Annotated in this window: 13 protein-coding genes; 9 read left to right on the forward strand and 4 right to left on the reverse strand. The window is 59.8% G+C overall.

Going from position 1 to position 12,293, the window contains the following annotated elements; translation table 11 throughout:
- Window positions 1–104: 104 nt before the first annotated feature.
- Window positions 105–722, reverse strand: a complete 618-nt coding sequence (locus ACVCNR_RS14820) for a hypothetical protein (RefSeq protein ID WP_447075308.1) — start codon at window positions 720–722, stop codon at window positions 105–107.
- A gap of 265 nt (window positions 723–987) precedes the next feature.
- On the opposite strand from ACVCNR_RS14820, the gene ACVCNR_RS14825 reads away from it, so the two are divergent.
- Both ACVCNR_RS14825 and ACVCNR_RS14830 read left to right on the forward strand, forming a co-directional pair.
- Complete coding sequence (locus ACVCNR_RS14825) at window positions 988–1,431, forward strand: endonuclease VII domain-containing protein (protein WP_447075708.1); 444 nt, start codon at window positions 988–990, stop codon at window positions 1,429–1,431.
- Window positions 1,432–1,490: 59 nt separating this feature from the next.
- Window positions 1,491–4,031 carry a hypothetical protein gene (locus ACVCNR_RS14830; RefSeq protein WP_447075309.1) on the forward strand — a complete coding sequence of 847 codons (2,541 nt, stop codon included), beginning with the start codon at window positions 1,491–1,493 and terminating at the stop codon, window positions 4,029–4,031.
- A 5-nt stretch (window positions 4,032–4,036) separates the two neighbouring features.
- On the opposite strand, the gene ACVCNR_RS14835 is transcribed toward ACVCNR_RS14830, so the two are convergent.
- Window positions 4,037–4,699, reverse strand: a complete 663-nt coding sequence (locus tag ACVCNR_RS14835; protein WP_447075310.1) for a hypothetical protein — start codon at window positions 4,697–4,699, stop codon at window positions 4,037–4,039.
- Window positions 4,700–4,770: 71 nt separating this feature from the next.
- On the opposite strand from ACVCNR_RS14835, the gene ACVCNR_RS14840 reads away from it, so the two are divergent.
- Window positions 4,771–5,058, forward strand: a complete 288-nt coding sequence (locus tag ACVCNR_RS14840; protein WP_447075311.1) for a hypothetical protein — start codon at window positions 4,771–4,773, stop codon at window positions 5,056–5,058.
- An 8-nt stretch (window positions 5,059–5,066) separates the two neighbouring features.
- Here the strand turns inward: ACVCNR_RS14840 and ACVCNR_RS14845 are convergent, their stop codons facing one another.
- The gene (locus ACVCNR_RS14845) at window positions 5,067–5,939 is read right to left on the reverse strand and encodes a DUF6161 domain-containing protein (RefSeq protein WP_447075312.1); all 873 of its coding nucleotides are present in this window, start codon (window positions 5,937–5,939) and stop codon (window positions 5,067–5,069) included.
- 68 nt (window positions 5,940–6,007) lie between these two features.
- Here ACVCNR_RS14845 and ACVCNR_RS14850 point away from each other — a divergent pair, with 68 nt between their 5' ends.
- From ACVCNR_RS14850 to terL, 6 genes are all read left to right on the forward strand, one after another.
- On the forward strand, window positions 6,008–8,221 hold the full coding sequence (locus ACVCNR_RS14850) for an AAA family ATPase (protein WP_447075313.1): 2,214 nt from the start codon (window positions 6,008–6,010) through the stop codon (window positions 8,219–8,221).
- Window positions 8,218–8,556: a hypothetical protein gene (locus ACVCNR_RS14855; RefSeq protein ID WP_447075314.1), complete on the forward strand. Its 339-nt coding sequence runs from the start codon at window positions 8,218–8,220 to the stop codon at window positions 8,554–8,556. Before ACVCNR_RS14850 ends, ACVCNR_RS14855 begins: the two co-directional genes overlap by 4 nt.
- Window positions 8,553–8,990, forward strand: a complete 438-nt coding sequence (locus tag ACVCNR_RS14860) for a hypothetical protein (protein ID WP_447075315.1) — start codon at window positions 8,553–8,555, stop codon at window positions 8,988–8,990. Before ACVCNR_RS14855 ends, ACVCNR_RS14860 begins: the two co-directional genes overlap by 4 nt.
- Window positions 8,987–9,571, forward strand: a complete 585-nt coding sequence (locus ACVCNR_RS14865) for a hypothetical protein (RefSeq protein WP_447075316.1) — start codon at window positions 8,987–8,989, stop codon at window positions 9,569–9,571. The genes ACVCNR_RS14860 and ACVCNR_RS14865 overlap by 4 nt, the downstream gene beginning before the upstream one ends.
- Before the next feature lie 249 nt (window positions 9,572–9,820).
- Window positions 9,821–10,327, forward strand: a complete 507-nt coding sequence (locus tag ACVCNR_RS14870) for a terminase small subunit-like protein (protein WP_447075317.1) — start codon at window positions 9,821–9,823, stop codon at window positions 10,325–10,327.
- Window positions 10,281–11,750 carry a phage terminase large subunit gene (gene terL / locus ACVCNR_RS14875; protein WP_447075709.1) on the forward strand — a complete coding sequence of 490 codons (1,470 nt, stop codon included), beginning with the start codon at window positions 10,281–10,283 and terminating at the stop codon, window positions 11,748–11,750. Before ACVCNR_RS14870 ends, terL begins: the two co-directional genes overlap by 47 nt.
- 51 nt (window positions 11,751–11,801) lie before the next feature.
- Here terL and ACVCNR_RS14880 read toward each other — a convergent pair whose 3' ends face one another.
- Entirely contained in the window at window positions 11,802–12,065 is a 264-nt protein-coding gene (locus ACVCNR_RS14880) for a hypothetical protein (protein ID WP_447075318.1), read from the reverse strand.
- Between the last annotated feature and the right edge of the window lie 228 nt (window positions 12,066–12,293).

Here is a 12,293-nt window from a genome sequence, read left to right on the forward strand (position 1 = left end):
CTGACATCAACCCCGACCTCGCCCCGCATTGTCGAGCGATCGTGAAATGGGCACTGCAGGGCGGTCGCCGAGGCATCTTCGCTGCCTTCGGCCTGCACAAGACCTCAATCCAGCTCGAGCTTATGCGCTTGATCGGCAAGCATGTCGGCGGCCGTAGGCTGATCGTACTGCCGCTCGGCGTCCGGCACGAGTTCTTCGACGAGGCGAAAGAGCGGTTCCGTGGCGGGTTCGCCATCGAGCTTCGGTTCGTCCGCCGCGATGACGAGATCACGGACGATGACGTCATCCACATCGCCAATTACGAGAGCGTGCGCGACGGCAAAATCGACCCCCGGCAGTTCGTCGCGGCGTCGCTTGATGAAGCGGCCATCCTCCGCGGCTACGGCACGAAGACCTATCAGACGTTCCTGCCGCTGTTCGAGGGCGTCCGCTTCAAGTTCGTCGCCACCGCGACGCCATCGCCGAACCGGACCAAGGAACTGATCCACTATGCCGGCTTCCTTCAGGTCATGGATACCGGGCAGGCGTTGACACGCTTCTTCCAGCGCAACAGCGAGAAGGCGAACGAGCTCACGCTCTACCAACATAAAGAGGACGAATTCTGGCTCTGGGTGAATTCCTGGGCGGTCTTCCTGCAATCTCCGGCCGACCTCGGCTTTCCCGACGATGGCTATGTCCTGCCGAAGATGACCGTGAACTGGCACGAGGTGCCGACCGATCATGGCGCGGCCGGCGTGGACCGGGACGGGCAGGGTCTGCTGATCAACGATCCCGGCGCCAGCGTCGTGCACGCCGCGCGAGAGAAGCGGGTGAGCATGGATGCTCGTCTCGAATGTATGTCTTCCATTGTGCAGGAGTTCGTCAGTGGCAGCGCAAAGCTACAATCAGGAGTATTACGCGAAGAACCGGGAATCAGAAAAGCAGCGGTCGCTGAGCTGGTATCACCAGAACAAGCACAAGATCGATCGGGAGAAGAAGAAGGCCTACATGGCCGAGTATCAGAAGACGTACAAGCGTCCGAAACTCTCCCCAGAAGAACGCGCCGAGCGAAATCGTCTGAGGCGCGAACGTTATGCCAACGATCCGGAGCACAGGGAGAAGCTGCGGGAGCAGGCGCGCCGGAGCCGGAAACCAGCACAAAAGCGAGCGGCGCATCTGAAGCGGGAATTTGCCCTGACACCGGAAGCGTTCGAAGCACTGCTCGAAAGACAGGGCGGAGGCTGCGCGATCTGCCATGCGAAGGTGACCGGGCTGAAGGAGCGCGGCCGGCGGGAGAGGTCTTTGCACGTGGATCACTGCCACGAGACGGGCAGGGTGAGAGGTATTCTCTGCCATCGCTGCAACTTCGGGCTGGGCCACTTCCGAGACGATCCGGAGCTTCTGGAGCGGGCAGCGGCGTATCTCGTCAATTCGTCCTCTGGTGCCACCTGAATGACGAACAGGACGCGGCCGAAGCCGAACTGCAGCGCATTGGCATTTCCTTTTCCTCCATGCGCGGCGCACAGGCGCTCGACCGGCAGGAAGAACTGATCGACACATGGAAAAGGAGAGCGGCTGACGCCTTCGTCGGTAAGCCGGTCATGTTCGGAGCCGGCGTCAACCTGCAGCAATGCCACAAGATGGTGTTCCTTGGGATTGATGCAAAATTCCATGATTTTATCCAAGCCGTTCACAGGATCGTCCGCTTCGGCCAGCATCACGAATGCACGATCGACATCATCTATTCGGAGGCCGAGCGCGGCACCCGGCGTATCCTCGAAGAGAAGTGGGCCGAGCATGACCGCATGATGGAGCGGATGACCGAGATTATCCGCAAGTATGGCCTCGGGCGGCTGCCGCTGGAATCAGTCCTGAAACGCTCCATCGGCGTCGAGAGAAAGGTCGAGCAGGGCGAGTTCTTCCACATCGCCTACAATGATTGCGTCGACGAGGCGAGCCGTACCGAGGCGGACAGTGTGGGGCTGATCATCACCTCGATCCCCTTCAGCAACCACTACGAATACACGGCCAGCTATAACGATTTCGGCCATACCGACGACAACGGGCACTTCTGGGAGCAAATGGACTTCCTCACGCCGGAACTGTTCAGGATCCTGAAGCCCGGCCGCATCTTCGCCTGCCACGTCAAGGACCGCATCCTGTTCGGGAACGTGACCGGTTCTGGCCTGCCGACCGTATCGCCATTCCACGCCGAAGCCATCTTCCACGGCATGAAGCACGGCTTCGACTACTGCGGCATGATCACGGTCGACACCGACGTGGTCACCGAAAACAACGGCAATTACCGGCTCGGCTACACCGAGATGCTGAAGGACGGCAGCAAGATGGGCGTCGGCTCGCCCGAATATGTCCTGCTTTTCCACAAACCGCAGACGGATCGCACGAAAGGCTATGCCGACGAGCGGGTGAGCAAGAGCCGAGACGAATACAGTCTGGCGCGCTGGCAGCTTGACGCCCATGCGCACTGGCGTTCCAGCGGAAACCGGCTTCTGACCCGTGAGGAATGGGCGCAGATACCGCCGCGCGCCGTGCCGAAGGCGTTCCGCGCCCACAGCGAGGCGACTGTTTACGATCACGAGGAAACCGTTGCCATCGGCGAGGTTCTGCAAGCGAAGGACCGCCTGCCGACCGAATACATGGCGCTGGCGCCGGTTTCTCACTCCCCATGGATATGGTCGGGCGTGGTGCGGATGCACACGCTGAACGGCAGCCAGTCCAGTCGGAACGTCGAGAAGCACATCTGCTTGGCGCGCGGCAGTCTGGTCCTGACGAGGGGCGGCTACAAGCCGATCCAGGAAGTGCAGGTCGGCGACCTTGTTCTGACACATAAGGGACGATGGCGGCCGGTCGAAGTAGTACAGAACACCGGCGTTCGTCCTGTTGTCACCCTAAAGGCGCAGGGCGTGCCGGGCCTCATGCTGACGCCGGAGCATAAGCTCTGGACACGTCGTGTTCGCGATCTTCCGTGGTCGCGAAACCATTCCCGCCGCGAGGCGTCGAAAACTGATCCTGATTGGGTGTGCGCAGACGAGACGCTTGGCAGCTACATCAACCTGAAACTTCCTGATGTGGAAGATGCGATCGGCGACGAAGCGCTATGGTGGACGGTTGGCCGGTGGCTTGCGGACGGCTGCTATGACGCGCGGGGCAACGTCCTTATCAGTTGCGCGCCGTATGAATTGGCCGGCCTGCAAGATCGTCTCGGGGAACGTGCCGGCGGCGTCCGGCATCTCGGCGCCGCACCACAGATATTTGTGAAGGACCGCGGCGGCGAACTCCGCGCCCTGCTTCAGGGTTGCGGCTACGGGGCGGCGAAGAAGCAGCTACCTCCCGAAGCCCTCACACTGCCGGTTGCCGAGGCCCGCGCGCTGCTAGACGGCTACCTGTCTGGTGACGGACACCATCTGGCAGCCCGCAGCCGCTGGATGGCGTCCAGCGTATCCAAGGAATTGCTCCTCGGCATGGCGATGCTTGCGCAGCGCGCTTACGGTGCCGTCGCCAGCATCTATCCCGGCCGACCAGCAGGCACCTCCGTCATCGAAGGGCGGGTCGTCACTACGCAACAGGATTGGGTGCTGTGCTTTGATCTACCTGATGCTGGTCGCCGCAAGGGCATGCCGTTCCTGTTGGATGATGGCGGGTGGAAGAAGGTTAGGACCGTTGAAGATGCCGGTGAAGCGGAGACTTGGTGTTTACGCGTCGCCGAGGATGAAAGCTTTACGGCCGAGGGCTGCATCGTCAAGAACTGCCCGTTGCAGTTCGACATCGTCGATCGCCTGATCGACAGATATTCGAACCCCGGTGATGTCGTCTACGACCCATTCGGCGGCTTGATGACCGTGCCGTACAGAGCGATCGCCAAGGGCCGGTTCGGCATGGCCTCCGAGCTCAACGAGGTCTCCTTCAAGGACGGCGCCTACTACTGCCGGGAGGCCGAGGCCACGCGAAACGTGCCCAGTCTGTTCGATCTGATGGAAGTGCCATCGATCGAGCCGAGCGTCGATGATCTTGCGTCGGAGGTGGTGCGATGAAGACGCTATGCATTGAACTCGGCTATGACGAGCGCATCGGGCCGACTGACATTGAACTTCACAATTCGATGTTCATTCCCGGCGACAACAATGGTGACATCGACCGTCAAAGCGGACCGCAGAAGACCTCCACCGGAATCCTCGTGGCTTTCGGGTGGTGCCACCAAGGTAATGTCGAACTCAGCAAACGTGGGGGCCTTGGACCTGTCGAGCCATCCAGGGATAAAGATGCGCCCTCTTGCAAGCTCATCTGCGAGGGTGCTTCTGCGGCCGGGATCGTGATCGACCACGGAGATGTGAGCTTTCGTAAATCCTTGACCGCCGGGAATACTGATCTCCCTGACGAGAATCGGGTTGCGGTTCCAGTTTACGATTTGAAGCCTGTTGGCGAAGGCATCGTCGATATGCCGCTCTCGTGGATCGAAAAGCGACGCGACGGGGTCCGCTTCGCCGACCACGAATTCAGTCTGTTGCCGCGTGACATGAAGCTGGCGGGCGAGCCATATAACAGTCGTTCCGGCGGCCATCGCGGCTATCCACCCGCTCAAGGCAGAAATCCATGCGCGAGAACACTCGGCGAGCCCTTCGCCAGTTGGGCAGACCGCAGCCCATGCGGGCCACAGCCGATAAGCGATAAACGTAGCCACGGCGATCATGGCAAACGCCATGATCGGCTCCCACCCCAAGTAACAGTTTCCCCTCTTCATGTGAGTAACATTATCACAAGAAGGAACCCGCTGTGAACGAACCCCGCGTCCGCGCAGTCCCTGTTTTCAATGGCTGGGAGGGTCATTTCCGCAAGATGCACAAGGCCAGCTGGTTCCCGGTCGAGGTGAACGGCATCGCGCAGCTATTTCCGTCCGAGGATGCCGCCAAGGTCGCTGCCTACGAGGCGATGACGCGCCACCACTTTGGCGACGGCATCCTCAGCGAGGGCGAGCGCACCAGCGCGACAAGGTCGAAGGCCGAAGAACTCTTCGGCGCGATCTTCAGACGGGGCCGTAAGATCGAGGTGGTGCGGCGATGATGAACCTATCAGCCGGCAGCACTCGGTTTGCTGCCCAGTTTCAAAACGTCGGCAAGGTTCGGCGGTTCGATTGTCTCTGCGCCGTGGCCTGGAGTGCGCCTGAAAAGAGCTTCGAGAATGAGGGGGCGGTCTGCTTTGACCCCATCGTCCTGCTCCACCAGGTGCAGGTATGTCTCCAGCATCGTGTTGCGCTGATTGGCATCATCCATGAGCAGCAGAGATCGCATATTGAAACGCACCACGATCCGTATGAGCCAGATGTAGAGCGCGACTGGCAGCGTTATCAGAACCAGCCGGCTTATTGCGGCAATAAGGATAGCCGTTTCGGTTGCGTTTGCCGGAAGATCAACGAGCGCAGCTTCGCCAATCGCTCTGAAGAACCCGAAAATTGCAGTCGAATTCCATATCGCAATTCCAGGAGCGACTATCAGGAGCCCCGCCAAAATGACCCAAGACAAGGAGTAGGCCACTCTTGCGCTTTTCGCTCTGCTCATCCACAACGCTCTGGCTTCCTTCAGCTTCAGTTCTTCCAGTATTGCTGCCTTGAAGCCATTAAGTGCCGTGGCAGGGTCCTCGACTGTTGTTCTGAATTCTTGATACTTTGTGTTCATTTCCTCGAAGGATTTTGCGTTTGTGCTAATCATGTGACGCAAATTCTCGACAGAGGATTCGAGCTTTTTTATCGTCTTGTCTATTTTTGCAAGGTGCTCATCCCTTCCCATCAGGGAAAGAGATGTAACCGTGGGAGTGACAACACCACTCAACGGCGTAGAGCTAATATTTTTAACGGCTTCGTCCACATCTCTGGCGTTGAGAGCGGTTCGGATTTGTTCCGCTGTGATCTCCATCTGCTTTTTCGCACCGTCGTTATCGTCGCCCATATATCACCCGTGATTCTGCCCCAAGCCAGAGTCTATCTCCGCAATGCAGGTGCGCAATGGGGGGCGTAATGAGTGACTTCAACGTCCCAATCGAGCAGGTTGCGCTCCGTGTCCTGCCGGAATTCATGGGAGAGCCCAACAAGGCTCTCTCTTCACGTTCGGAGCTGCGTTGGGGCAAGAACGGCAGCCTGTCGGTCGATCTGGTCAAACAGACTTGGCACGATCACGAAGATCAGACCGGCGGCGGCGTGCTCGACCTGCTGACCTCATTCCGCGGCTACACGAAGGCCGAGGCGGTCGAATGGTTGCAGGATGAGGGTTTCCTCGAGCGCAAGGCCAATCCTAACGGGGCAGCCAACGGTTCCTCGCCGCAAGGCAAGTTCGCCGGGTTCATGGACGATTGGCCGGTTGCCACCTTCCAGTACTTCGATGACAGAGGACGGCTGGCCTATGAGGTCCTGAAATTCGCGAAGACCGCGCCACGTCGCTACATGCAGCGTCGCAAGCACCCGGCCGGCAAGGGCTGGATATGGGGATTGCAGGGCGGCACCTACGGGCTGGTGAAGTCGGGCGACTGGTTCAAGGCCAAGGAAGGCAAGCACTACCAGGCGGAAGAGACGTTTGAGGATGCCGTTCGCTGGCTTTTCCACCGCGACGAGGTGATGAAGGCCAAGGCCGAGGGCCGGCCGGTTTACCTCTGTGAGGGCGAGAAGGACGTCGAGACCTTGCGTGCATGGGGATTTACGGCCACCACGAACGCCGGCGGCGCCAAATACTGGACCGAGGCATTCGACCTCGATTTGGCCGGTGCCGAAGTCGTCATCCTGCCCGACAATGACGAAACCGGACAGCAGCGCGCCATGGTGCGCGGGGCAGGGCTGATCGGCAAATCGAAGTCGGTTCGCGTCCTGGACATCTCCCAGCACTGGAAGGATGCGCCCGAGAAGGCCGATATCACGGACTGGAAGGAAGCCGCGAACGGCACGGCCGAGCAGTTCGCCATCATGGCGAAGCGCGCTCCGCTGTGGAAGCCCGAGCGACCAAAGAGCCGGTACAATGCCCTGGAATGGTCCCGCCTTGATGACGCCGGGCCAGAACTCGAATTCCTTGTTGATGGCTGGCTGACCGAGGGCGAGCGATCCGTCATCGGCGGGCCATCGAAGTCCGGCAAGTCGTTCCTCGCCATACATCTCGCCATGTGCGTATGCCGCGGCCAGGACTTCTTTGACTATCCCGTCAAGCGCGGCGGCGTTGTCTACCAGGCAGGCGAGGGCGCCAAGGGTGTGAAAAAGCGCCTGAAGGCGTACCGGAAGCACTTTCAGGTCGCCGACGATGAGGATGTCCCGTTCGTATTCCTCGGCTCCAAGGTCGATCTCTACAGCCGCGACGGCGACACGCAGGGCCTGATCGACGAAATCAAAGCATGGGCGCTCACCATGGCCTATCCGCTGCGCCTGGTCGTGATCGACACGCTCGCCACCGCCACGGCCGGCGCCGACGAGAACAGCGGTAAGGATATGAGCGTTGTGCTCGCCAATATCGCCCGGATCGCCGACGAGACCGGCGCGCATGTCATGCTCGTCCACCACATGAATTCCGAGGGCAAGAAGCTGCGCGGGCACACCTCGGTCTACGCCAACGTCGACCAGGTCATCACCGTGCTCTGCGACGAGACGACGAAGATCCGGACCGCCACGCTGTCCAAGCAGAAGGACGATGAGGATGGCCTCACCATCCGGTTCGCGCTCGCCTCGGTCACGGTGGGTTTCAGCGAGCGCACCCAGAGGGACGTCACGAGCTGCGTGGTGCTCTCGGTCAGTGAGAAGGATCGGCTGAAGAAGGAGCAAGAGCGCCAGGGTTTCACGGTCAACCCGACGGAGCGCCGGATCCTGATGAACATGTTTGATGCCATCGATCGGCACGGCAAGTTCATCGCCGACGAGAAGGACGGCCCGCGCGCCGCGATCGGCCGGACAGTCGTTCACTACGACTTCTATCGTGAGGTCGCGATTGAGAAGATGCCGGAAATCGAGGATCGGGATAAGGCAGTCGAGCAGATCAGGAAGGAGTTTGCCCGGGCTAAGGATTTCTTGATCAAGTCCGGCGTGATGGGTGTCTCGAAGCCCTTCATGTGGTGGGCTGGCAAGCCGGTTCGTAATTTCCCGAGAACCTTCCCAAGCGGACAAATGGCGGACAACAGCCGGACAAATGGCGGACAAATGGCGACACCGCCTCTTTCGCCGGGAGAGCTCGATCTCCTCACGGAGGGCATTCAGCTATGACCGTCCGTGTCTCGACCATGGCCTTTGGCGACCGCTACTGCGCGGTATTCCATGCGCCCGGCAGGCCCGACGAATTCCTTGTCGACGAAGCCGGAAAGCCGAAGAAGTTCGCCACAGCTACCGAAGCCCTGCGGCAGGGCCGCAAGGCCTTGGCACCTCACACCCAGTCTGGTCCGATTCACGCCGGCGCCGATCCATTTGGCATTCGCGCATGGCGTTCACAGAAAGACGAAGCCTTGAAGGCTGAGCGCGAGCGCGTATTCGGCACATCGGGCCCGGCATCGATCGAGCGCGCCGGTCGCACCATCGTTATAGAGCGGAGGCGGCGCAGGTGAAACCGCATCCATGCGATATCTATCGCGTCGCGCGCCAGTGCGGGGTTATCCTGCGTGAGGCCCACGATCACAGCCCTACGTCTCGCAAGCCGCGCGAGTGCTTCTGCAAGCCCACGTTGCGCGAGATCGGCCGGGCCCATGGCGAGGACCATCTCCGCCTTGTCTTGATGCTGATGACCGGCACGCGGGCGAACTCGGCGGAGCTCTATGCCGATATGATCCGGGCCGTCTCGTCGCTGATAATGCGGCGGCCTGACCTCGTAAAGAGAGCCACTCTCGTTGACGATTTCAACGCTCTCGACCTCGGCGCCCTTCGCCGCCGTGCGCGCTCCATGGATTGCCCTGTCCCCATAACCGACGTTTTGCGAGTGTTGCTTATGCTGCATTTTCACGAGCCCGCTCAGCGTGACCTGCTAAATGGAGATGCGGCATGAAATATGAAGCTTGGACGGCTTACACAGTTCGCGACCGAGTGATCGAGGCAGCCGAGACGCTGATTATGTTGCCGGCGGCGATGGGGCCACGCATGGCTGGCAGCATGATCGAGGTGTTCCGTGAATACATAGACGATTATCATCGCGGGGAGCCGGTGCGCCTGAAAAGGATTCCTGCACCCGGCGCTCTTTCGCGGATGGAGGAAACCTGGGGCTGGATCAATGCCCATCTTGATGAGCGCAACCGCAAGCTTCTCTACGATTACAGCTTCCTGAAATCCCGGAAGGGCATGTTTCTTGCCCGCTATATCGAGCAAAATGGCCTTGTTCGCCGAACTTTCGAGCGGCAAATTCTCCGCGCCTGTCAAATAATTGCGAACAATCTCAACCGATTGCATCGCGTTCGGTTAACGGACGGGATGGACGGGGTGTCGCAAAATGGGGCAGATATCGAGCCAACAACGGTATCGTCGGTGACGTACGCCAACTGGGAACGCGCCGCCGACGCCAAGCCCCGGCACCTCCCTGATCATCCGGATCACAGGAACCTTGTCGATAAATTATCGCGGCGAGCGGGGTGAATCACCAAAACCTGTCAAGAAAATTATCGCGGACAGGAGGCGGACAAACGGCGGACAAACGGCGGACATTTGGCGCCAGACCGTCGAATCACAGAAAACATATGGTACGCATTTCGCGTTCCTCCCCTCGCGTAGACGCCAAGGCCTGATCTGCTGAGCCACCCGGCCGGCGGGCAACAAGCCCGCCCGGCCAAGGCAGTGCGCGGCATCTCAAGATAGAGCACTACATCAGCAGGATTCATCTCTTTCGTGGCTGAAAAGAAAAAGATCGGCAGGCCGTCGACATACACGCCGGAAATCGCTGCCCACATCTGCTCCGAAATCGCGTCTGGAAAGTCATTGCGAAAGGTATGCACTCCTTCTGACATGCCGGCGAAGTCGACGGTGTTTCTATGGATGGCGCAGCACAAGGATTTCTCGGACCAATACGCGCGCGCACAACAAGACCGCGTTGTCTCATGGTCCGAAGAGATAATCGAAATCGCCGATGATCCGAAGGCGGACACGAACCGGGCTCGCCTGCGTGTGGATACGCGGAAATGGCTGATGTCGAAGATGGACCCGAAGAAATACGGTGATCGGCAAGAGCACCGCCATACCGGCGCAAATGGCGGGCCAATCCAGACCGTCGATTTGACAAAGCTCAGTGGTGATGAACTCGCACAGCTTGAAGCAATTTTCGGTCCGCTTGCCGGATCCGGCGACGATGATGCGGCTGATCCGACAGGAGAAGGCGCGGAGGGCGGCCGAAGCTGAGCGCGAGCGCATTGCGAAGGATGCCGAGCGCATCCGGGCCAGGTGCCAGACGCTTTCCGGTTTTATCAAAGAGGCGTGGTCGGTCGTTGAGCCGTCGAGCAATTTTGTGCACGGCTGGCACATCGATGCGATCTGCGATCACCTCGAAGCGGTGACGAACGGCCAGATCAACCGGCTGTTGATCAACGTGCCGCCCGGCACGATGAAATCGCTGATCACCGGCGTTTTCTGGCCCGCATGGGAATGGGGGCCGAAGGGCCGGCCGGCGCTGCGCATCATTGGATCGTCCTATTCCGAGGACTATGCGACCCGCGACAACCGCCGCATGCGCGATCTGGTCACCTCGGACTGGTATCAGGCGTTGTGGGGCGACACGGTCAAGCTGACGCGCTCAGGCGAGCGGTCGTTTGCCAACACCAAGACCGGGTTTCGGCAGGGCGTGCCGTTCTCACGCCTTACCGGTGGCCGTGGTGACAGGCTCATCATCGACGATCCGCATTCGGTCGATGGTGCCGAGAGCGAGGCGGATCGCCTCTCGACCGTCCGGACGTTTCGGGAATCGGTCCCGACCCGTCTGAACGATCCGGAGCGGTCGGCCATCATCGTCATTATGCAGCGCCTGCATGAGGGGGATGTGTCGGGAACCATCCTGTCGCTCGGGCTCGGCTACGAGCATCTTATGCTGCCGATGGAGTATGAGCCGGAGCGCCAGTGCCGGACATCGATCGGTTTTGTCGATCCGCGGACGGAAGACGGGGAATTGCTCTTTCCAGAGCGTTTTCCGCGTCATGTCGTCGAACGCGACAAGATACCGCTTGGCTCCTACGCCGTGGCTGGGCAGTTCCAGCAGCGCCCGGCGCCGCGATCCGGCGGCATGTTCCAGCGCGGCGATTTCGAGATCGTCGATGCGGTGCCGGCCGGCGCCAAGCGCTGTAGGGCATGGGACTTCGCGGCCACGCAGCCGAAGCCGGGCAAGCAGCCCGACTGGACCGTCGGAATCCGCATGGCGCATGTCGGCGGCATCTTCTACGTCGAGGACGTCAAGCGTGATCGATGGTCGCCGGCTGATGTAGAAAGGAACCTGAAGAACACGGCGAGCCAGGACGGGACGTCGATCCGCATCAGGATACCGGAAGACCCGGGCGCGGCCGGCAAGGCGGACGCTGCGACCAAGATAAAACTGCTCGCCGGCTACGACGTTACCGCAGTTCGTCCTACGGGTGAGAAATCGGTGCGTGCCAAGCCGGCATCTGCCCAGGCAGAAGCGGGGAACGTGAAGCTGGTGCGCGGTCCGTGGAATGAAGCCTTCCTTGATGAGGTCTGTTCATTCCCGAATGGACAATATGACGACCAAGTCGATGCTTTTGCCGACGCGCTGAATGAACTGGCGTTGGGCTCGACCTACACACTAGCAAACGTGTGATAACAGAGTTCACGAACGAGGCTGCGGACGGCCTGGCTATCCGATCCCAAGCTAGGCAGTAGGATCCTTAGGTAGAGGCTCGCCGCTAAGAATCTGATTGGCGATATTCTCGTATTGAAGCGCTGTCAGGTCTGTGTATGGCTGCAGTTGGGGTGTAACTTTCAAGAACCTCGCCACTTCGGCAAGGTCCAGACACACCTTTGCAGCGGCTTCTTTCTTAATTCCGTGTTCGACCAGGAGGACTAGGAGGCGCAGGAACTGCTCCTTGGCCATCCCGCACTCAATAGCCTCTTCTGTCTTAAGTACCACGTCCATATCTAATTCTTTCCTGGATCGATTTCGCAGTGGCTCACTTCGTCAACTCGGAGTCCATATCATCTTAAGCGGATGAGGCTGGAGAATAATTTTCTAGCAAACATGGTGCTCCCGAAGACAGATCGCTTTCACATCAGCCACTTTCAAATTGCCGGATCATCTGAAGCGCGGCCAGTCCAAGCTGGTCAGACGTACGTGTTTGCTGAGGTCCATCATATTTTCTCCTTG

It is taken from the genome of Aquamicrobium terrae (assembly GCF_052978165.1).